At 67.7% G+C, this 19,597-nt stretch carries 18 protein-coding genes; 5 read left to right on the forward strand and 13 right to left on the reverse strand.

What is annotated here, in order from left to right:
- Positions 1 to 18: 18 nt before the first annotated feature.
- The 10 genes from ACG00Y_RS11285 to ACG00Y_RS11330 all read right to left on the reverse strand — a co-directional run bounded on the left by ACG00Y_RS11285 (position 19) and on the right by ACG00Y_RS11330 (position 11,047).
- Positions 19 to 831: a carbohydrate ABC transporter permease gene (locus tag ACG00Y_RS11285; RefSeq protein WP_394478812.1), complete on the reverse strand. Its 813-nt coding sequence runs from the start codon at positions 829 to 831 to the stop codon at positions 19 to 21.
- On the reverse strand, positions 828 to 1,721 hold the full coding sequence (locus tag ACG00Y_RS11290) for a carbohydrate ABC transporter permease (protein WP_394478814.1): 894 nt from the start codon (positions 1,719 to 1,721) through the stop codon (positions 828 to 830). The genes ACG00Y_RS11285 and ACG00Y_RS11290 overlap by 4 nt, the downstream gene beginning before the upstream one ends.
- Positions 1,718 to 2,989 carry a sugar ABC transporter substrate-binding protein gene (locus tag ACG00Y_RS11295; RefSeq protein WP_394478816.1) on the reverse strand — a complete coding sequence of 424 codons (1,272 nt, stop codon included), beginning with the start codon at positions 2,987 to 2,989 and terminating at the stop codon, positions 1,718 to 1,720. The genes ACG00Y_RS11290 and ACG00Y_RS11295 overlap by 4 nt, the downstream gene beginning before the upstream one ends.
- Positions 2,990 to 2,996: 7 nt before the next feature.
- Positions 2,997 to 4,424, reverse strand: coding sequence for a glucoamylase family protein (locus ACG00Y_RS11300; RefSeq protein WP_394478818.1), 1,428 nt, complete (start codon positions 4,422 to 4,424; stop codon positions 2,997 to 2,999).
- Between the two features lie 71 nt (positions 4,425 to 4,495).
- A complete protein-coding gene (locus ACG00Y_RS11305) occupies positions 4,496 to 7,429 on the reverse strand; it encodes a TonB-dependent receptor (protein WP_394478820.1) in 2,934 nt (977 codons plus the stop codon).
- 43 nt (positions 7,430 to 7,472) lie between these two features.
- Positions 7,473 to 8,477, reverse strand: coding sequence for a LacI family DNA-binding transcriptional regulator (locus tag ACG00Y_RS11310; RefSeq protein ID WP_394478821.1), 1,005 nt, complete (start codon positions 8,475 to 8,477; stop codon positions 7,473 to 7,475).
- 443 nt (positions 8,478 to 8,920) lie between these two features.
- Complete coding sequence (locus tag ACG00Y_RS11315) at positions 8,921 to 9,886, reverse strand: tripartite tricarboxylate transporter substrate-binding protein (RefSeq protein WP_394478822.1); 966 nt, start codon at positions 9,884 to 9,886, stop codon at positions 8,921 to 8,923.
- Between the two features lie 18 nt (positions 9,887 to 9,904).
- Positions 9,905 to 10,045 carry a hypothetical protein gene (locus ACG00Y_RS11320; protein ID WP_394478824.1) on the reverse strand — a complete coding sequence of 47 codons (141 nt, stop codon included), beginning with the start codon at positions 10,043 to 10,045 and terminating at the stop codon, positions 9,905 to 9,907.
- A 40-nt stretch (positions 10,046 to 10,085) separates the two neighbouring features.
- Positions 10,086 to 10,385, reverse strand: a complete 300-nt coding sequence (locus tag ACG00Y_RS11325; protein WP_394478825.1) for a hypothetical protein — start codon at positions 10,383 to 10,385, stop codon at positions 10,086 to 10,088.
- A 101-nt stretch (positions 10,386 to 10,486) separates the two neighbouring features.
- Positions 10,487 to 11,047 carry a GNAT family N-acetyltransferase gene (locus tag ACG00Y_RS11330; RefSeq protein WP_394478827.1) on the reverse strand — a complete coding sequence of 187 codons (561 nt, stop codon included), beginning with the start codon at positions 11,045 to 11,047 and terminating at the stop codon, positions 10,487 to 10,489.
- Positions 11,048 to 11,296: 249 nt separating this feature from the next.
- Here ACG00Y_RS11330 and ACG00Y_RS11335 point away from each other — a divergent pair, with 249 nt between their 5' ends.
- From ACG00Y_RS11335 to ACG00Y_RS11355, 5 genes are all read left to right on the forward strand, one after another.
- A complete protein-coding gene (locus ACG00Y_RS11335) occupies positions 11,297 to 11,719 on the forward strand; it encodes a CopG family transcriptional regulator (protein WP_394478829.1) in 423 nt (140 codons plus the stop codon).
- Between the two features lie 19 nt (positions 11,720 to 11,738).
- Complete coding sequence (locus ACG00Y_RS11340; RefSeq protein ID WP_394478831.1) at positions 11,739 to 12,761, forward strand: extracellular catalytic domain type 1 short-chain-length polyhydroxyalkanoate depolymerase; 1,023 nt, start codon at positions 11,739 to 11,741, stop codon at positions 12,759 to 12,761.
- Between the two features lie 172 nt (positions 12,762 to 12,933).
- Complete coding sequence (locus tag ACG00Y_RS11345; RefSeq protein ID WP_394478833.1) at positions 12,934 to 13,362, forward strand: hypothetical protein; 429 nt, start codon at positions 12,934 to 12,936, stop codon at positions 13,360 to 13,362.
- On the forward strand, positions 13,359 to 14,822 hold the full coding sequence (locus ACG00Y_RS11350; RefSeq protein WP_394478835.1) for an RAD55 family ATPase: 1,464 nt from the start codon (positions 13,359 to 13,361) through the stop codon (positions 14,820 to 14,822). The genes ACG00Y_RS11345 and ACG00Y_RS11350 overlap by 4 nt, the downstream gene beginning before the upstream one ends.
- 42 nt (positions 14,823 to 14,864) lie before the next feature.
- Positions 14,865 to 16,886: a diguanylate cyclase domain-containing protein gene (locus ACG00Y_RS11355; protein ID WP_394478837.1), complete on the forward strand. Its 2,022-nt coding sequence runs from the start codon at positions 14,865 to 14,867 to the stop codon at positions 16,884 to 16,886.
- A 16-nt stretch (positions 16,887 to 16,902) separates the two neighbouring features.
- Here the strand turns inward: ACG00Y_RS11355 and htpG are convergent, their stop codons facing one another.
- The 3 genes from htpG to ACG00Y_RS11370 all read right to left on the reverse strand — a co-directional run bounded on the left by htpG (position 16,903) and on the right by ACG00Y_RS11370 (position 19,584).
- Positions 16,903 to 18,783: a molecular chaperone HtpG gene (gene htpG / locus ACG00Y_RS11360; protein WP_394478839.1), complete on the reverse strand. Its 1,881-nt coding sequence runs from the start codon at positions 18,781 to 18,783 to the stop codon at positions 16,903 to 16,905.
- 80 nt (positions 18,784 to 18,863) lie between these two features.
- Complete coding sequence (locus ACG00Y_RS11365; protein ID WP_394478841.1) at positions 18,864 to 19,310, reverse strand: type II toxin-antitoxin system VapC family toxin; 447 nt, start codon at positions 19,308 to 19,310, stop codon at positions 18,864 to 18,866.
- On the reverse strand, positions 19,297 to 19,584 hold the full coding sequence (locus ACG00Y_RS11370) for an AbrB/MazE/SpoVT family DNA-binding domain-containing protein (protein WP_394478843.1): 288 nt from the start codon (positions 19,582 to 19,584) through the stop codon (positions 19,297 to 19,299). Before ACG00Y_RS11370 ends, ACG00Y_RS11365 begins: the two co-directional genes overlap by 14 nt.
- Positions 19,585 to 19,597: the final 13 nt, after the last annotated feature.

The raw sequence follows: 19,597 nt of genomic DNA on the forward strand, positions 1-19,597 counted from the left end.
CCACCGAAAAGCCCCCCCTCACTTCACACTCCCCATCAACAACCCCTGCATGTAATACCTCTGCAGCGCCACAAACAACACCAGCACCGGCAACACCGTGATCACGGCCCCCGCCATCATCAATTCACTGTCCTGCACATGCTCCCGCGACAGCGCAGCCAACGCCACCGGCAGCGTGTGCATCTCCCCGTCGGTCAGCACGATCAACGGCCACATGAAGTCGTTCCAGCTGCCCAGAAACGCGAACACGGCCAACGTCACCAGCACCGGCTTCAACGTCGGCAACACGATGTTCCAGAAGATCCGCCACTCCCCCGCGCCATCCAACCGAGCGGCTTCAAGCAACTCATCCGGTACCCCCCGCGCGTACTGGCGAACCAAAAATATCCCGAAGATCCCGGCCATGCTGGGGATCAGCACGCCCATCCAGGTGTTCACCAGCCCCATGCCCTTGAGCATCAGGAACAGCGGCAGCATCGCCACCTGCCCGGGAATGACCAACGCGGCGATCAACAACCCGAACACCCGCTCGCGATGGCGGAAGCGCAGCTTGGCGAACGAGTAGCCGGCCAAGGTGTTGAAGCTCACCGACATCAGCGTGCTCACCACTGCCAGCCCCAGGCTGTTGACGAAGGCGCGCTTCAGGCCGCCATCACCGAGCAGCGCCCGGTAGTGCACCAGCGTCGGCTCGTGAGGGATCAAAGGCGGTGGCAAGGTGGACGCACTGCCCGCGGGCATCAGCGACACGCAGACCATCCAGATCAATGGAAAAACGGCCAGCCCGGCAAAGGCCCACAGCAGCCCGTTGACGAGCACGGTCTTGGGTTTCATGCGCCCTCCCCCGTCAGCCGCCGCTGCAGCGCAATCAAGCCCTTGCTGACCACCACGATGATGACGAAGAGCACGAAGGCAACCGCCGAGGCCAGGCCCAGGTTCCACCACTTGAAGCCTTCGTCGTACATCAGGTACAGCACGCTGACCGTGCTCTGCAGCGGGCCGCCCTGGGTCATGACGTAAGGCTCGGCAAAGAGCTGGAAATAGCCCGCCGTCGTCAGGATGGCGACCATCAAGAGCGTGGGCGCGATATTGGGCACGGTGATGTGGCGGAACTGCGCCCAGCTGCGCGCGCCGTCCAGCCGCGCGGCCTCGTACAGGTCGTGCGGCACGGCCTGCAGCGCGGCGATGAAGATGATCATGTTGCCGCCAAAGTTCTTCCACGCGGCGAAGCCAATGATGGTGGGCATCGACCAGTGCGGATCACCCAACCAATCGATGGGGTCGACACCGAAGGACAGCAAGGTGTAGTTCACCAGGCCGTACTTCACGTGGAAGAGATAACGCCAGATCACCGCGACCGCCACCAGCGTGGTGACGACGGGGGCGAACAGCGCGGTGCGCAGCAGCGGCTTGAAGCGGACCAGCTTCGACTGCAGCAGCACGGCGGCGGCAAGAGACAGCGCGATGGACAGCGGCACGCCCAGCACGACAAAGTAAGCGGTGTTGCCCAGGGCCTGCCAGAACAGCGGCAGGCTCAGCACCTGGACGTAGTTGTTCCAGCCCTGCCAGCGCAGGTTGCCGATGTCGGCCAGCGCGTAGATGTCGAAGTCGGTCAGGCTCAGCGCCAGGCCGGCGAAGACGGGCACGCCGAAGAACAGCGCGATGACGATGAGTGCCGGGGCGGCGAAGGCCCAGGCGGCGAGGGATTCGCGATTGCGCCTCATCCTGTGGCCTTGTCCAGCATCCAGCGGCGCTTTTCGAGGATGCCGTCGACGCGGGCATCCAGGCCGCGCACGGCGACGTCGATGCTGTCCCGCCCACCGACGACGCGCGCGGCGGCGAACTGCATCTCGTTGGCGATGCGCTCCCACTCGGGCACGGCCGGCGTCGGGCGCACGCGCTCAAACTGGCGGAAGAAGGCGGCCGCGTGGCGGTCCCCGGCCAGCGTGCCGCCGCCTTCCAGCGGCATGGCCCAGGTGCTGCGGCGCGGCGGCAGGTCGCCGGTCAGACGGTAGAAGTCCAGCTGCACATCGGGCCGGCTCAGGTAGCTGATCAGCGCCCAGGCCTCGGGCTTGTGGCGCGAGCGCTTGAACATGGCGAGGCTGGCACCGCCGGCGATGGAGGCACCGAGACCGGTCGGCCCGGGCAGCTCGGCGGTGGTCCACGCATCGCCCAGTTCGGGCGGCAGGCGGCGTTTGAACTCGCCGATGTTCCAGGGGCCGGAGATGTAGAAGGCGAAGGTGCCGCGCCCGAATTCCTGCCAGACGTTGGCGACCTGGTTGTTCGTCAGGCCCGGCGCGTCGCCGAGTTGGAAGCGCTCGGCGTAGAAACCCAGCGCACGGCGGAAGTCGGGCGACGAGAAGTTGCCGAACCGGCCGCCCTCGCGCAGCACCTCGGACGGCTGCTGCAGCGCCAGCGCCAGCAGTGGTTCGAACTCGTTGGTGGGCAGCAGCAGCGGCGTGGCCATGCCGTGTTCGCGCAGCTTTGCCAGGGCGGCGCGCCAGGCGGCCCAGTCCTGCGGGATCTGCGGGATGCCCGCCTGCGCGAGCAGGTCCTGGCGCACGAACAGCAGCCGCGTGTCGACGTACCAGGGCAGTCCCACGCGCTGGCCGCTGGGCGCATTGGTGGCCCAGATGCCGGCGAAGTAGTCGGCCGCCTGCAGCATCGGCGTGCGGTCTAGCCAGGGCTGCAGCGGCTCCAGCGCGCCCAGCGCCTGCATCTCGGGCAGCCAGGTGTTGCCCACCTGGGCGAGGTCCGGCGTCGCGTCGCCGGCGAACGCCGTCAGCAGCTTCTCGTGCGCAGCCGTCCAGGGCAGCTTCTCGACCTTCACGCGCACGTTCGGCCGCTCGCGCTCGAAGCCGGCGATCAGCTCGGCCGCGACCTCCGCCTCCCGGCCCATGGCCCAGAAGCGCAGCGTCGTCGTGCCGCTGTCGCGCGCGCAGCCCGCCAGGGGAGCAACTGCAGCAGCGGTGAGCAGGCGGCGACGTTGCATGAACGGGTCAGCCGAGCCAGCCGCCCGTGAAGCCGGCGCGCTTCAGGCCACGTACCAGGTGCGCGTTCTTGCGCATGACGCTCCAGACCAGCTCGCCCCGGTGGTTGCCCATCATGGCCAGCAACGGGCCCTGGTCGATGCCCAGCATGTCGGTGTCCACCCAGCCCTTGCCCGGCTCGATGCGGCCGTGCGTCAGGCGCACGTCGGGGTAGTTGAAGCTGGGGTTGAAGGCATCCCAGAAGCCGTAGCGGCCCCAGGTGTGCGGGTAGCGCTGCTTGATGGCCATCAGCGCGGGGATGACGATCTCCGGCGCGAAGGCGATGGAGCTGCCTGCCGCGTAGGGCGCCAGCGTGCCGTCGTCGTGCAGGCCCATGCCGCGGCCGGCGTAGCTGATGAAGCGGCGTTTCTCGGTCTTGCCGGTGGTCGTCGTGTAGGTGAGCTTGATGTCCGCCGGGCCGTCGCTGGCGCTGACGCCCCAGATCTCGGCGCTGTAGCCCTGCCAGCCCAGCGGGTTGGCGGCGGCGTAGTCGCGCTGCGCGTAGGTGGCGCGGCGCGAGTTCTCGAAATAGTCGAAACCCTTGCCACGCATGTAGGCATCGCGGATGCCGCGGAAGTCCACCCAGCAGTGCGTGAACTGGTGGCCGAACAGCGGCGGGAAGCGCAGCAGCGTCTGGCCGTAGCTCTCGCCCCAGCTGTCGCGGTCGTAGGTGCTGAGCCAGGCGTCGTAGGCTTCGGGCTTGACCGGCCGCGTGGGCGAGCCCAGGGCAAGCAGATAGACCATCAGGGCCTCGTTGTAGCCCTTCCAGTCGTTGGGGATGTGGCCCTTCTCGGGCGTCCAGCCATGGCCGATGGACGGTGGGCGCACCTGGGCCCAGGCCCAGTCGACGCGGCCGTAGATCTCGTCGACAAGGCGGCGGATGGCGGCCTCGTCGGCATCGGCGCCGTCGAAGAAGCTCTGGGCATGCAGCGCGCCCATCAGCAGCAGCGCGGTGTCGACGGTGGACAGCTCGCAGCGGCCGAAACGCAGGCCTTCCTTCATGTCGAGGAAGTGATAGAAAAACCCCTTGTACCCGGCCACGCCCTTCTTGCCCGGGCCTTGCGGCAGGCCGGCGAAGAAGCGCAGGGTGTTGAGCGTGCGTTCACGCGCCTGGGCCCGGGTGATGTAGCCGCGCGCCACGCCCACGGGATAGGCGCTGAGCGCAAAGCCGACCGCCGCGATGCTGGCGAACGACGGCGTGGGCCAGCGGTCGGGCGCGAGACCGGTCTTCGCATCCGTCGTCTCCCAGAAGAAGTCGAAGGTGCGGCGCTCCAGGTCGGCGAGGAAGGCGTCGGCAGCCTGCAATGGCATCGTCGTCTCGGCCCAGCTGGGCAGGTTGGCGGCCAGCGCAAGGCCGGCACCCTGCGCCAGCAGGGCGCGTCGTGTCAGTGGAGTCATGATGAACGGCGATTGTGGGAGCCGGCCGCACCTTCAGTGCATTCAGTGCAGCCGGCGCCCGAACGGCAGGGTCAGAACGAGTAGCTGGCGCCCAGCTTGAACTGGCGCATCGGCCCGCGCACGCCGGTGCGGGTATCGAAGTTGGCGTTGTCGCCGCCCAGCGCGTTGCGCGGCGGGGTCGACGGGCCGCCGACCCAGTCGTCGTAATAGCCCCAGTTGGCCGTATTGAACAGGTTGAGCACGTCGGCGCGAAGCTGCAGTTCGCCGCCATACACCTTGAAGTTCTTGGCCAGTGCGAGGTCGAACTGCTTGAAGGTGTCTGAGCCGCGCGCCACGGCGACGCAACCGTTGGCGCCGGAGAACCCGGTGTGGCAGTCCACCACCCGGCGCGGCTGGCCGTCACCCACGGTCAGCTTGCCCGACAGCTGCATGCCCCAGGGCAGTTTGTCCATCATGCCGCCGACGACCAGGCGGTGCTTCTCCGCGTCCTTGGCCGGGCGGAAGCCATAGGTGCTCTTGCCATAGGTCCAGTCGAAGATGTCGTCGGACCACTCGTTGTTGGTGGTCTGGGCGTCCGTGTAGGTGTAGGCCGCCGTCATGCTCCAGCCGCTGGCTTGGCTGTAGGGCTTTTCCAGCGACAGGAACAGGCTGGTGGCCTTGTTCTGTCCGGCAAAGTCGCCCAGCACCAGCGTGCCGAAGTTGCGTGGCGCGCCGCCCCACAGCGGGTCCACCGAGTTGGAATTGCCGAAGCCGCCGTTGGGGTCGCGGTTGCCGTTGAACCAGATGAACTGGTTCTTGGCGTGGATCTTGGAGACCGCGACGTCCATGTTCCACATGCCCAGCGCCTGGCGCAGGCCCAGGCTCATCTGGTCGGCAAACGGCATCTTGAAGTCGTTCTTGATCATCCAGATCTCGCCGCCCGGCGCGGCGTTCTTCTGCAGTTCGTCCAGCGCGTTGTTGGCCATCCTGCGGTCGTAGCTGCGGCCCCAGCCGCCATAGACCACCGTGGCCTTGTTGCCCAGCACGTCGAAGGACGCGCCGACGCGCGGGGCGAAGGCGCTCTTGAAGGCCTTTCGGGAGTTGCCGGTGGAGATGTAGTCGGCAATGTTGATGCCGCCCTTGGCCAGCGACTGCGCGTAGGTCTGGCCCGCAGGGGCGGTAATGCCGTCGACCGTGCGGCCGTCCAGCGCGTTCAGCCCCGCGACGCGGTCTGCAGGCGTCACGTAGCTGTTGTTCAGCATGTTGTCTTCATAGTCCCAACGGATGCCGAGGTTCAGCTCCAGCTGCTTGGTGAGCTTCCAGTCGTCTTGCAGGTAGATGCCGTACTGCTTGTTCTTGAAGTTGGCCGAGGCGGTCGGGATGGCGAGCCGGATGTTGCACTGGTCGCTGGACAGGCCGCTGCTGCTGACGTTGGTACCCGTGCAGGTTAGGCCGCTGTAGTAAGGCTGGCCGGTGGTGGTGTTCAGCACTGTGTCGATGGTCGGGACGCGGAAGGCGGTGCCGCTGAGGTCGTACTCCATCGCCTTGAACTGCACGCCGCCCTTGATGACGTGGCCGGCCAGGCCCGTGTAGGTGAGGTCGTTCTTCAGGTAGATGCCGCTCTGGCGGCGGTCCTGCGCGTTGCCCGAGCCGCCGGTGAAGAAGATGTCCTGGACGTTGTTGATGGCGTTGGTGGGCGAGTACTTGAAACGGACCTGCGGGTCGCTGGAATCCGACTGGGGATTCCACTTGGTGCTTTCCCAGCCGGCGCGCGCTTCATTGAGCCAGTCGTCGCCGCTGTACTCGTGGGTCACGTCAACACGGTAGGTGTTGTTGTTGTTGTTGATGGCCGTGCTCGGCGCAAAGCGGTCACCGTCGACCGAATAGCCGGTTTCCTTGCGCAGCGTGGTCGAGATGTCCAGGCGCTGCCGGGCGTCGATCTCTGCGGACAGCTTGCCGAACAGCAGGTGCTGCTCGAACTGCCCATTGAAAGCACCTTGCTGCCCGGCGATGCCCGGCACGAGGCCGGGGCTGCCGGGGTATTTGTCCAGATTCATCGCGGTGAGCTGGCGCGGCCGGTCCAGCGACTTGCCGTCGTAGGCGAGGAAGTAGTGCAGCGTGTCCGGCTTGATCGCCCCACCGATGCTGAAACCCGCCTCGATCTGCTTGTTGGAGGGCGGCGAGATGCCGTTCGCTTCGTCCTTCTTCTGAATAGGGCTCAGCGCGGTCCAGTTGCTACCGGTGCGGTTGACGTAAACGTTTCCATGCGTTTCATTGCCGCCCGATTTGGTGACTGCAGTGATGGCCACGCTGGACACCTGGTCGTACTCGGCCTTGTAGTTCTGCGTCAGCACGCGGTACTCGGCGATGGCCGTCTGCGGGAAGGGGTTGCCCTGGCTGGTGTTCTGCCCTGACACGCCGCCGCGCAGGATGTTGTTCTTCTGGCCCACGCCGTCGATGAAGACATTGACCGAGTCGATGTTCTGCGAGCCACCGCGCAGCCGGGTGTTGCCACTGGCATCGGTGTCGAAGCGCACGCCGGGCGCGAAGTCGGCCGCCGACAGGAAGTTGCGTGAGGCCTGCGGGATGGCTTCGATCATCCGGTTGGACACCGTCGTGCCGACCTGGGAATCGATCACGCCCTGGCGCTGCGAGGTGCCCTGGACGACGACGGTCCCCAGCTGGTTGGTGGCGCTGCTCAGGTCCAGCGTCGCGTTCTGGCCGACCGACAGCGTGACGAGGCTGCCCGTGCTGGCGCCGGCCACGCGGACCTCATAGCTGCCCGGGTTCAGGCCCAGCAGCACATAGCTGCCGTCGGCCAGCGTCCTGGCGCGGTAGATGCTGCCGGTGGCCTTGTTGATGGCCACGACATCCGTGCCGGCCGGCGCGGCCACACCGGCTGCGGTGATGGTGCCACGCACGGTGGCGTTGGAGGTCTGCGCCGACGCGGCGCCAGCGAGCGCGAAGCAGACGGCGGTGGCCAGCGCGTGGCGGGCCCACGGCGTGCGGTGATTTGTGGTTCTCATGATGTCCTTGTCTCCTGGTTGTGTGCTGTGGTTTCGGACGGGATCAGGTCTTGGCGCCGCAGGAGCGGCGCACGACGAGCTGCACCGGCATCACGGTGGCGCTGCGGTCGTGGCTGTCTTGTTCAAGCGCATCGGCCAGCGCGTCTAGCGCCTGCTGGCCCAGCGCCGCGATGGGCACGTGCATGGTGGTTAGCGCCGGGCTGACATAGCGGGCGACGGGGATGTCGTCAAAGCCGGCGAGCGCGATGTCCTCGGGGACGCGCACGCCTGCGGCAATCAGCGTGCCGAGCAGGCCGATGGCCATGATGTCGTTGGCGGCGAAGACGGCGTCGGGCCGCTCGGCCGCCGGCAGGCCCAGCAGGAAGGCGCCGGCCCGCTCGCCGCCGGCCTCGGAGAAGTCGCCTTCCAGCAACCAGGGCTGGACACCGGCGGGCAGCCCGGCACGGTGGCCGCGCTCGCGCTCGCGCGCCTCGAAGTTGGCCGCCGGGCCGCCCAGGAAGGCGATGCGCCGCCGGCCGGTGGCGACGAGGTGCTCGGTCATCTGTCGCGCGCCGCCGAAGTTGTCGACAGCAAAGACGCGCTGCGTCGGCGCGCGCACGCCGGAGTTCAGCAGCACGGCGGGCAGGGACAGCGGCAGGTTCTGCGACAGGAAGTCGTCGTCGGCATGCGGGGACATGACGATGAGACCGTCGACGCGGCCGTTCATCGCCCGCAGCGCGGCGGCCGCCTCGTCGGCGTCGTCATGCGAGCTGGACAGCAGCAGGTGCAGGCCGCGCGCACGGGCGGCCTGGTCGATGCCGCGGATCAGCTCGGAGAAGAACTCGCCGTGCAGGTCGGGCAGCAGCGCGCCGATGGTGTCGGTGCGGCGCGTGATGAGGCTGCGCGCGGCGCCGGAGGGGCTGTAGCGCAGCTCGCGCGCCACGTCGACGATGCGCTGGCGGGTGTCGGGCAGCACATTGCCGGCACCGTTGAGCGCGCGCGAGACGGTCGCCACCGACACGCCGGCAACGCGGGCGACATCCTTGATCGTGGCGGGCGAGGCGCTCATGTGTCAGTCGAATTGGAAGGCGCACGCGGGCCGCGTGGCCGAGGGGCTCGGCCGCGCCGGGCGGGCTCTCGCGGGCATGGATTGCGCAGGCCGTGAGGGGCCACGCGGGAACGGTTGTCTCATCCGTCGGACCGGCTGCGCTGTAGCGCGTCGGCTATCATGTAAACGTTTTCACGTGATTTTGTCGACCTGCTGCGGGTGAGTCAACAGCGTGTTTACCCGGCGCGGCGGGCGCAGTCGTGCGCGGCCAACACCGGGGCATCGCCGGCTGCTTCGCCGACCCGGATAGGCATCTCTTCGAAGTGGACGACGAAGACATGTGGGTGCTTGATGGCGACCACGGGCTGGTGGTCGACAAGGTCAACGCCGCTGACGGACGAAGGGCCCGCCACGCGAAACGTGGCGGGCCCTTCTCAGGCGTGGCGCAGGCGCGGTGCCGTCAACTAGTCGGCGTACACCCCAGCCGCCTTGATGACCGGCCCGAGCTTGTTGATTTCGGCCTCGACGAACTTCTTGTGCTCCGCCGGCGCAATGCGTCCGTCAGTGACCAGCACGGCGCCCAGCGCTTCCTGGCGCTTCTGGAAATCGGCGTCCTTCAGCGCGGCGCGCAGCGCCGTGTTGACCTTGTCGATGACCGCCTTGGGCGTGCCCTTGGGCGCGTACAGGCCGTGCCAGATCGTCAGGTTGAAGCCCTTGAGCCCGGACTCGTCCGCCGTCGGCAGTTTGGCCAGCGCGCCGCTGGTCAGGCGCTTGGAAGACATGACGGCAAAGGCCTTCACCTTGCCGGACTCGATCTGGCTGGTGGTGTTGGTGGTCTGGTCGCACATGATGTCGACCTGGCCGCCGAGCAAGTCGTTCATGGCAGGCGCGGTGCCCTTGTAGGGCACGGTGGTCATGTCGATCTTGATGGACTGCTGGAACAGCAGACCGCACAGGTGCGAGGCCGAGCCCGTGCCCGCGTTGGCCAGGTTGATCTTGCCCTTGTTGGCGTCCAGCCACTTGGCCAGCTCGCCGTAGTTGGCCGCCGGCAGCGTGCTGCGGCCGATAAGCGTCATCGGCACGTCGTTGACCATGCCGAGGTACTCGAAGTCCTCCAGCACTTTGAAGGGCAGCGTGCGGTAGAGCGCTGGCGCCGTGGCCATGCCGATGTGGTGCAGCAGCAGCGTGTAGCCATCGGGCGCGGCCTTGGCCACCTTGTTGGCGCCCAGCGTGCCGCCGACGCCGCCGACGTTCTCGATGATGACGGTGCCGCCCAGCGGCTTGCGAAGCGCTTCGGCCAGGTCGCGGGCGACCTTGTCGGTGGGGCCGCCTGCCGTGAAAGGCACGACGATGGTGACGGGCTTGTCCGGGTAGGCAAAGGCGGGCATGGCGGCCATCAGGCCGGCGGCGAGCAACAGGTTCTGGCGCATGGGGCGTGTCTCCATCGGTTAGCGACGGTCTTCAATGAGTCTGCCGTCGTTGGGCAGGCTGCCGGGCGGCAGCAGGTTGACCTCGACCCGCAGTTTGTTCAGGTCGTGGGCCGTCAGCATCGGGCTTTCCACGAGGCCGGGGGCTGTGGACTTCCACATTTCGACCTGCAGGGCGACAACGTCCTGCCCCAGGCCCAATTCACTCGTCGCCCCGCCAGCGCAGCAGCCGGCGCTTGATCTCGTCCTGCAGCTTGCGCGCATCGGGGGCCGACTTCAGCGTGTAGCTGTCCCACTCGGGCGTGCGCGCAGGCCGTCTGGCGAGCTGCGCCTTCACCGTGGCGCCGTCCACGGCCAGCGTCATCACGAGGTTGCCAGCCAGCAGCCAGCCCTCGCTGCGTTCGGTCAGCAGGTGCTGGTCGCGGATGAAGCGCTTCAGCGCCAGCAGCGTCGAGTCCGCGTTGAATGCCAACGGCGCGATGTCCCAGGAATCGTCACTCATGCCAGCCATCTCCTTGTGCGTTGGCGCGACCGACACTGTGCACGACGCGCGCCTCTGTCGGCGCGCCAACACCTTCGGGGCCTCGACGGCCCGGGCAGGCCTCAGGCGGCGAAGGCGATCGCTTCGGGCTCGGCGCGCGGCAGGCTGGCCCAGCGGTCGGCGCTCAGCTCGTAGAGCAGGGCCGCGGCGCTGCCGGGGCCATCGGCCAGCGCGCCCTTCAGGCGCAGGCCCAGGCACTCCAGCGTCTTGCGCGTCGGTGCGTTGCTGGGCAGCACGGCGGCGACGACGGCGCCCTCGTGGCGCTGCTCGAACGCCTGCTCGATGGCGTGCAGCGCCATCTCCGACGCCAGGCCGCGGCCCCAGGCCTGGGGCGTGATGCGGTAGTACAGGTAGAGGCCGGCATGGCCGGCGACGCTGCGGTGCATGAGGCCGCCAAAACCAATCAGCACCTCCGGCTTGTCACGCTCGGCAATGGCCCAGTGGCCGAAACCCAGCTTCTGCCAGTGGGCGATCCAGCCCTGCAGCTGCGCCTCGACGGCACCAGCGCCCTGCGGCGTGGCGGCGGCGCAGAAGCGGTTCACGGCGGGGTCGGCATACAGCGCGATCAGCGTCTGCAGATCATTTTCCCGAGGCGGCCGCAGCACGAGGCGGTGGGTCACCATGGCCGCTGGCACGGCAGGAACAGGCGCGCAGAACTCACTCGGAACCATGGACGACGCTAACTCGGTGAAAACCCTAGGAGGGTAGCCGCGCGCCGCGCGCAACGGAAGCCCGCACCGGCGGAGTTGTCGCATTACTGTCACAAATCGTGACATGCACCCACCAAGCGGTTCAAACGCCCGTGGCCGCGTCGTCACGATCAAACACAAAATAGGTTTAGTGGATTCCAAGTGGATGGTTCATGATGCACCATGCCTGCCACTCCCCTGCTCTCACCCAAGGCGGCCAAGCCCGTCGACGAAAAGCTGACGATCAACATCGGCTGCGTCGACCTGGGCCAGATCGACCTGCTCGTCCAGGAAGGCTTCTACGCCAACCGCAGCGACCTGATCCGCACGGCCATCCGCAACCAGATCGCCACGCACGCCGAGGTGGTGCGCCAGGTCGTCACGCGCAAGAGCATCGTGCTGGGCATCCAGCAGTTCAGCGCGGCGGACCTGGCCCAGGCCCAGGCGGCCGGCGAGAAGCTGCAGATCCGCGTGCTGGGCCTGGCCGTCATCGCGCCCGACGTGACGCCCGAGCTGGCGCTGGCCACCATCGAGTCGCTGACGGTGCTGGGCGCGCTGCATGCCAGCCCTGCCGTGAAGGCCGCCCTGGTCGGGCGGCTGCTGTAAACCAGTCATGAAAGTTCCCATGAACTCGCAGTTTTCCCAGTTGATGAAGGACGCCACCGCGCTCACGCGTGCCGGCGACCTGCAGGCCGCGATGGCCGCCATTTCGACGGCACTGGCCCATGGCGCGAAGCCCGCCCAGCCGGCGGCCGATGACCGCGTCATCGACGTGGAGGCGCGCGTCATCGAGAGCGACGCGGCTGCGGTCACCGGCACCGAGCAGTTCGTCTGCGGCCACTTCAGCCATCGCGCCGGTGCGCGCGACTACCGGCTGTTCATCCCGGCGGCTCAGGCCGACAAGCCCCGCGCCCTCGTCCTGATGCTGCACGGCTGCACGCAGAACCCCGACGACTTCGCCAGGGGCACGCGCATGAACGCGCTCGGCGCCCAGTACAACGCGCTGGTGCTCTACCCGGCGCAGACGCGCCAGGCCAATGCGCAGGGCTGCTGGAACTGGTTCAAGCACAACCACCAGGGCCGCGACCGCGGCGAACCGGCGCTGCTGGCCGCGATGGTCAGGCACATCGCCGAGACCCACGGCGTCGACCCCGCGCACATCTACGTGGCGGGCCTGTCGGCGGGCGGCGCGATGGCGGCGATCCTGGCGTCGACGCACCCGGACGTCTTCGCCGCCGCCGGCGTGCATTCGGGCCTGCCGGCCGGCGCGGCGCGCGATCTGCCGGGCGCGCTGGCGGCCATGCAGGGCCAGGGCGGCCATGCACCGGCGGGCACCCAGTCGAGCGTGCGCATGATCGTGTTCCACGGTGACGCCGATGCCACCGTTCACCCGAGCAATGCCGAGCGAGTGGTGGCGGCGCACGGTGCAGGGGCGGTCCGTGTCGACGAGCACGCCGGCCTCAGGCACGGCACGCGCACCTGCACGCGGCGGCTGCACAAGGACGCACAAGGCCGCGTCGTCACCGAGCAATGGCGGGTGCAAGGCGCCGGCCACGCCTGGTCGGGCGGCGACCCGGCGGGCAGCTACGCCGACGCTCGCGGGCCGGACGCCAGCGCGGAAATGATGCGGTTCTTCCTCGAGCGCTGACCTCCGAGCGCCTGCGGCCGGCGTTTCCACCTCGCCCGCGTCATTGGTTCAAGGTACACGCGGTGGCGCTTCTCCCCGCAAAACGGGCTGGGCCCGACCGTTACACGCGCCAGCCGGCACGCCGCGTCACGACGCCTACACTGAACCACTACACCCCCTACCTCCACGACCCATGCACAGTCGAGAGAGCAGCCGGTTGACGGCGCCTCTGGCTCATCGTGTCGCAGAGGACGCCGACGCCGACCACATTGCCACCGCGATCCTCGCGCTCTGGACGGACATCGAAGCCGCACTGCAGCCCATCGTGGGTCGTCGTGGCGTCGCGGCACTGTTCAAGCGCGCGCTGCACCTGACCACGGCGCAGCATCCCTGGCTGGCACCGCTCAAGCCGGGCCAGGAAGACGCCGTCGACATGGCTCATCTGAGGCAGCTTGTCGCCGAACAAGCGCCAGCCCAGGCTGGCGCCGCCGGCAGCGCGCTGTTCGAGAACTTTCGCGAGCTGCTCACAGCGCTGATCGGCACACCGCTGAGCGAGCGGCTGCTGCAGGCCGTCTGGTCGAATTCTTCAAGCGCTGCCCCGGCGCAGGACCCCACGCCATGACTTCCAAAGTGACCATCAACAGCCTGTCGACCGGCGTGCCCGGCCTCGACGACTTGCTGGGCGGAGGCTTGCCGGAGTTCTCGTTCAACCTGATCGCCGGCCAGCCTGGCTGCGGCAAGACGACGCTGGCGCACCAGATCATGTTCTCGCTGGCCACCGAGGCGCGGCCGGCGCTGTACTTCACCGTGCTGGGCGAGCCGCCGCTGAAGATGCTGCGCTACCAGCAGCAGTTCGCCTTCTTCGACCACGACGCCATCAACCGCAGCGTGCGCTTCGTCAACCTCTGCGATGAGGCGATGGCGGGCGACCTGGACCGCGTGCTGGCGCGCATCACGGAGGAAGTCGCGGCTCATGAGCCGGCGCTGGTGTTCGTCGATTCCTTCCGCTCCGTCGTGCTCGCCACGCAGGGCGACGGCAACGCGCACAACCATCTGCAGCGCTTCATGCAGCAGCTGGGCATGCTGATGACGAGCTGGCAGGCCACCACCTTCCTGATCGGCGAGTACTTCACCGATACCGACGCCAACCCGGTATTCACGGTGGCGGACGGGCTGATCTGGATGCGCCAGAACGTGCAGCGCAACGCCATGGTGCGCAAGATGGAGATCATGAAGATGCGCGGCCAGCCCTCGCTGCCGGGGCTGCATGCCTTTCGCATCACCGACGACGGTCTGCAGATCTTCGTGCCGGCGACCGGGTCGGTGGCCGACGCCGCCCTGGGCGCCACCGAACGCGCGTCCATGGGGGTGCCCGGCCTGGACGACATGATGAACGGCGGCCTGCCGCGCGGCTATTCGCTGCTGCTGGCGGGGCCGTCCGGGTCGGGCAAGAGCATCCTGGCGGCGGCCTTCCTGAACGCCGGCGCGCGCAACGGCGAGACGGGCGTCATCGCCGCCTTCGAGCGCCGCCCCAACCGGGCACACGACAAGGAGCTGGAGCAACACATCAGGAACGACCGCATCGGCCTGGTGGAAAGCCACGCGACCGACGTCTCCATCGAAGAGGTGATGCACCTGCTGGCCCGCGAGATCCAGCGCCTGAAGGCCAGCCGCGTCGTCATCGACTCGCTATCGGGCTTCGAACTGGCCCTCGGGCCGTCGTTCAAGGAGGACTTCCGCGAATCGCTGCTGCGCCTGGTGGCCTCGCTGACCGGCATGGGCGTGACCGTGCTGATGACCTCGGAACTGGAGGACCGCTACACCGACCTGCGCTTCAGCCCCTATGGCACGGCCTTCATGACCGACGCCATCATCGTGCAGCGCTACATCGAGGTGGAGAGCCGGCTGCGGCGCGTGATGGCGGTGGTCAAGGTGCGCGACAGCGCCCACTCGGACGAGCTGCGCGAGTACAGCATCGATGACAGCGGCATCCGCCTCGGCACGATGCTTGCCGGGCAGGAAGGCCTGCTGGGCGGTCGCCCGGCCACCCGACGCCGCGCCGTCACTGCGGACGGGACCTGACCGCAGCGGTCTGGCCCACACCCAAGCACCCGCAGGAGGCGTATGGAAACCAGCCCTGAACCTCCCGCAACGGCGCCGACGGCGCTCGAGGCCGAGGTTGCCGCGCTGGAACGCCGGACGCTCAGCGCCCGCGCCGAGCTGGCCGACGTGCTGGCCGACTTGGCCCAGGCGCAGGCGCAGCTCGGCAGCAACCACGCGCAGCAGTTGCTGGAGGCGAACGAGCAACTGGTGATCGATGCGGTGCGTTCACGCTCCTTGGCGGAATCGGCGGCGCAGCGGGTGAACGACCTGACGAAGGCCAGCGAACTCGACGGCCTGACGGGGCTGCCGAACCGGGTGCTGTTGTTCGACCGCTTCTCGCAGGCGCTGACGCACGCCAAGCGGCGCGACAACCGCCTCGCCCTGCTGTTCCTGGATCTCGACCAGTTCAAGCAGATCAACGACACGCTGGGGCACAAGATCGGCGACGCCGTCTTGCGCGCGGTCGGGCAGTGCCTGAACGACTGCGTGCGCGAGGTGGACACGGTGTGCCGCCTGGGCGGCGACGAGTTCGTGCTGCTGCTGACCGAGGTCGCCAGCGCGGCCGACCCCGGGCGAGTGGCCGAGAAGCTGCTGGCCTCATTGGCCCAGCTCACCGAGGTGGACGGCGTGGCCGTGCGGGTGGCCGCCAGCATCGGCATCGCCGTGTTCCCCGACGACGCGGCGGACGTCGAGCGCCTGGTCGATTGCGCCGATCAGGCGATGTACCGAAGCAAGCGCGCTGGTGGCAATTGCTACCGCTTCTTTTCCATTCAAGACCCGCACGCGGGTTCGGGGTTGCCAGGCAAGCCCCGGGACGCGGGCGGTGCGCAGTTGCTGGAAGCGAACCAGAACCTGGTGCTGTCGGCCATGGCCGCCTCGGCTGCGGCGGAGCAGAAGGAGCTGCTGCTGAAGGACCTGCGGCACGCGGCCACGAACAGGGACGAGTTCCTCAGCGTGCTGGGCCATGAGCTGCGCAACCCGCTGGCGCCGCTGGTCACCACGCTGGACGTCATGCGCCTGCGCGCGGGCGGCTACGAGACGGTCGAGCACTCGACGATGCGCCGCCACCTCGGCCACCTGATGCGCCTGGTGGGCGACCTGCAGGACGTGGCCAAGATCGCCACGGGCAAGGTCGACCTGCGGCTGGAGACCGTGCAGATCGGCGACATCGCCGTGGAAGCCATCGCCATGGCCAAGCCGCTGCTGGAGAAACGGCAGCAGCACTTCAGCTTCCACGAGGCGCCGCAGCCTCTGACCTGCAGGGGCGACCCGGTGCGGCTGGAGCAATGCATCGCCAACCTGCTGATCAATGCGGCCAAGTACACGCCGCCGGGCGGCAGCATCTCGCTGGCGACGCGACGGGACGGCGAGCAAGCCGTCATCAGCGTCAAAGACAACGGCCGAGGCATTGCCGCCGAGGCGCTGCCGGAGGTGTTCAACCTGTTCTTCCAGGAGCGCGGCGGCGATGCGCAACTGCGCGACGCGGGGCTGGGTGTCGGGCTGGCGCTGGTGCGCAGCCTGGTGGGCCTGCACTCAGGCAGCGTCGCCGTGCACAGCGACGGCGCCGGCCTGGGCAGCGAGTTCACGATCCGGCTGCCCCTGCTGGCCGCCGACGAGACCGAGCCGATGCAGGCCGCGCCGGCAGACGCCGCCGAGCCAGCGCAGCCCGCGCGCCGCATCCTCATCGTCGACGACAACTACGACGCGGCCGATTCGCTGAGCATGCTGCTGCGCCTGTACGGCCACGAGGTGTGGGTGGCTACGCACCCGGTCGCCGCGCTGCAGATGGTGGCCACGGCAGCCCCCGACCTCGCGCTGCTGGACATCGGCCTGCCCGGCATGGACGGCTACGAGCTGGCGCGGCGCATACGCCAGCAATATCCCGAACTGCGCGTGGCCATGGTGGCCTTGAGTGGCTATGGCCGCTCTGTTGATTTCGAGAACAGCAAGCAGGCCGGCTTCGATGCCCACCTCGTCAAGCCCGTGCAGATCGACGAGCTGGAGCGCGTGGTACGGACGGTGCATTTCACGCCACCCGCCTAGGCGGGCGGCGTGACGGTCAACCCGTCAGCAGCGCGTTGACGCGGCGAACGTAGGCGGCCGGGTCTTCCAGGTGGCCACCTTCGGCCAGCACGGCCTGGTCGAACAGCACCTGGGCCAGGTCGTCGAAGTGGCTGCTGCCATCCAGCTTCTTCACCAGCGCATGGTCGGCGTTGATTTCCAGCGTCGGCTTGCTCTCGGGCGCGGCCTGGCCGGCCTGCTTCAGCAGGCGTGCCAGATGGCCGCTCACGTCGCCCTCTTCAACGACGATGCAAGCGGGCGAGTCCACCAGGCGGGTCGTCACGCGCACGTCCTTGGCGCGGTCCTTCAGCGCTTCCTTCAGCTTGTCCAGCAGCGGCTTGAGGCTCTCGGCGGTCTCGTCGGCCTTCTTCTTCTCGTCCTCGTCCAGCAGCTTGCCCAGGTCCACGGCGCCCTTGGCGACGGACTGCAGCGCCTTGCCTTCGAACTCGTAGAGGTGGCTCAGCATCCACTCGTCGACGCGGTCCACCAGCAGCAGCACCTCGATGCCCTTCTTGCGGAAAATCTCCAGCTGCGGGCTGTGCTTGGCGGCGGCCAGCGAATCGGCGGTGATGTAGTAGATGACCTCCTGGCCTTCCTTCATGCGGCCGACGTAGTCCGCCAGGCTGACGTTGGCGTCGGCGTGCGTGGAGGCAAAGCGGAACAGCTTGGCCAGGCGCTCCTGGTTGGCGTGGTCTTCGCCGATGCCTTCCTTCAGCACCTGGCCGAAGTCGGTCCAGAAGGCGGCGTACTTGTCCTTGTCGGCCTGCTCCTCGCTGTTGGCCAGGCTCTCCAGCATGCCCAGCACCCGCTTGGTGGAGCCCTCGCGGATGGCCTTCACGTCACGGCTTTCCTGCAGCAGCTCGCGGCTCACGTTCAGCGGCAGGTCGGCCGAGTCGATGACGCCCTTGACGAAGCGCAGGTAGACCGGCATCAGCGCCTCGGCGTCGTCCATGATGAAGACGCGCTTCACGTAGAGCTTCACGCCGCCGCGCTTGTCGCGGTTCCACAGGTCGAACGGCGCCTTCTGCGGGATGTAGAGCAGCTGCGTGTACTCGCTGCGGCCTTCCACGCGGTTGTGCGTGTAGGCCAGCGGCGCCTCGCTGTCATGGCTGATCTGCTTGTAGAACTCCTCGTACTGCTCGGCCGTGACCTCGCTCTTGCTGCGCGCCCACAGCGCCGATGCCTTGTTGACCGGCTCCCATTCGTCGGTGACGACCTGCTTGGCGGCGTCCGCGTCCCAGGTCTCCTTCTTCATCAGGATGGGCAGCGAGATGTGGTCGCTGTACTTGCTGATGGTGGACTTGACCCGCCAGGTCTTCAGGAACTCTTCCTCACCGTCGCGCAGGTGCAGGATGACGTCGGTGCCGCGGCCGGGCTTGGTGATGGTCTCCAGCTCGTACTCGCCGGTGCCTTCACTGCTCCAGCGCACGCCCTGGTCTTGGGCCAAGCCGGCGCGGCGCGTATCGACGGTGATGCGGTCGGCCACGATGAAGCCCGAGTAAAAGCCCACGCCGAACTGGCCGATGAGCTGCGCGTCCTTCTTCTGGTCGCCTTCGAGCTTGGCCATGAACTCGCGCGTGCCGCTCTTGGCAATGGTGCCCAGGTGCGAGGCGGCTTCCTCGGCGCTCATGCCGATGCCGTTGTCGCTGATGGTCAGTGTCTTGGCTTCCTCGTCGAAGCTGACGCGCACTTCCAGATTGGGCGTGTCCTCGAACAGCGCCGCGTTGTCCAGTGCCTCGAAGCGCAGCTTGTCGCAGGCGTCACTGGCGTTGCTCACCAGCTCGCGCAGGAAGATCTCCTTGTTGGAGTACAGCGAGTGCGTGACGAGGTGCAGGATCTGCTTGACTTCGGCCTGGAAGGCGTGGGTTTGCTTGGTCATGGCTGGTGCGATATCTGGGTAGTCTTGGGCAGAAAGCCCGGCGAGGTTCGATGTGGGGGCTGGGCTCGGCCCTTCAACCCCTAGCCCGGCTGCGGCGCAATCACGACCAGGCGCGAAAAGTAGTTTCTGTAGGGCACGGGGTCGCGGGTCAGGACGCTCAGATTCGCAACCGCCGCATGGGCACCGATGTAGAAGTCAGGCAGTGGCTCTTGTTTTGAACCGCCCCGATATCGGTACAGCGCGAATGCCGCCGCTGTCAACGCCGCGCAGCCCCAGGGAAGAGGCGTCCGCAGCGTGCCATAGACGTCGAGCAGCTCATCCAGGGCATCGATGTCCGGGCCGGGCACAAGCAACTCCGTGTAGACGATGAGATTGACGTGCAGCGGGGAACGTTCGCCGAGCCGCTGAAGTTGTTCAATGGCCCATTCGTGCCACTGGCTGTTCGCGTCGATGCAGTCGATCCAGATGTTGGTGTCGACCAGGGTTCCGGCGCTGCCGTCGTAGTTCGCGAGGTCAGCGCCGGCCACGGGCTGCAGACTTTGGCCCGGCCTCGTCGCCGCGCAGGAAGGTCATGATCTCGTCAGCGCCGAGTTGTTTGAACTCGCCCTTCAAGCTGGCTTGAACACGGGCTGCAGCCGCTCGGAGCTTTGCGCGGCGGTCGTCCTTGACCCCGGTACCTACCGGCGTGATCACGATCTTGCTGCCCTCAAGGCTGAACGACACCTCGCTGCCGGGGGCCACACCCGCCGCGATGCGGATGTGCTTCGGGATGGTGACTTGGCCCTTCTCGCTGATCTGCATGCAACCTCCGGTA

Origin of the sequence: Pelomonas parva (assembly GCF_043555835.1) — a bacterium.
Classification (GTDB): domain Bacteria; phylum Pseudomonadota; class Gammaproteobacteria; order Burkholderiales; family Burkholderiaceae_C; genus Pelomonas; species Pelomonas parva.

Excerpts from the sequence above, each read along its gene's own strand:
- ACG00Y_RS11285 (WP_394478812.1), bottom strand. The coding sequence starts at position 831 with ATGAAACCCAAGACCGTGCTCGTCAACGGGCTGCTGTGGGCCTTTGCC.
- ACG00Y_RS11290 (WP_394478814.1), bottom strand. The coding sequence starts at position 1,721 with ATGAGGCGCAATCGCGAATCCCTCGCCGCCTGGGCCTTCGCCGCCCCG.
- ACG00Y_RS11295 (WP_394478816.1), bottom strand. The coding sequence starts at position 2,989 with ATGCAACGTCGCCGCCTGCTCACCGCTGCTGCAGTTGCTCCCCTGGCG.
- ACG00Y_RS11300 (WP_394478818.1), bottom strand. The coding sequence starts at position 4,424 with ATGACTCCACTGACACGACGCGCCCTGCTGGCGCAGGGTGCCGGCCTT.
- ACG00Y_RS11305 (WP_394478820.1), bottom strand. The coding sequence starts at position 7,429 with ATGAGAACCACAAATCACCGCACGCCGTGGGCCCGCCACGCGCTGGCC.
- ACG00Y_RS11310 (WP_394478821.1), bottom strand. The coding sequence starts at position 8,477 with ATGAGCGCCTCGCCCGCCACGATCAAGGATGTCGCCCGCGTTGCCGGC.
- ACG00Y_RS11315 (WP_394478822.1), bottom strand. The coding sequence starts at position 9,886 with ATGCGCCAGAACCTGTTGCTCGCCGCCGGCCTGATGGCCGCCATGCCC.
- ACG00Y_RS11320 (WP_394478824.1), bottom strand. The coding sequence starts at position 10,045 with ATGTGGAAGTCCACAGCCCCCGGCCTCGTGGAAAGCCCGATGCTGACG.
- ACG00Y_RS11325 (WP_394478825.1), bottom strand. The coding sequence starts at position 10,385 with ATGAGTGACGATTCCTGGGACATCGCGCCGTTGGCATTCAACGCGGAC.
- ACG00Y_RS11330 (WP_394478827.1), bottom strand. The coding sequence starts at position 11,047 with ATGGTGACCCACCGCCTCGTGCTGCGGCCGCCTCGGGAAAATGATCTG.
- ACG00Y_RS11335 (WP_394478829.1), top strand. The coding sequence starts at position 11,297 with ATGCCTGCCACTCCCCTGCTCTCACCCAAGGCGGCCAAGCCCGTCGAC.
- ACG00Y_RS11340 (WP_394478831.1), top strand. The coding sequence starts at position 11,739 with ATGAACTCGCAGTTTTCCCAGTTGATGAAGGACGCCACCGCGCTCACG.
- ACG00Y_RS11345 (WP_394478833.1), top strand. The coding sequence starts at position 12,934 with ATGCACAGTCGAGAGAGCAGCCGGTTGACGGCGCCTCTGGCTCATCGT.
- ACG00Y_RS11350 (WP_394478835.1), top strand. The coding sequence starts at position 13,359 with ATGACTTCCAAAGTGACCATCAACAGCCTGTCGACCGGCGTGCCCGGC.
- ACG00Y_RS11355 (WP_394478837.1), top strand. The coding sequence starts at position 14,865 with ATGGAAACCAGCCCTGAACCTCCCGCAACGGCGCCGACGGCGCTCGAG.
- htpG (WP_394478839.1), bottom strand. The coding sequence starts at position 18,783 with ATGACCAAGCAAACCCACGCCTTCCAGGCCGAAGTCAAGCAGATCCTG.
- ACG00Y_RS11370 (WP_394478843.1), bottom strand. The coding sequence starts at position 19,584 with ATGCAGATCAGCGAGAAGGGCCAAGTCACCATCCCGAAGCACATCCGC.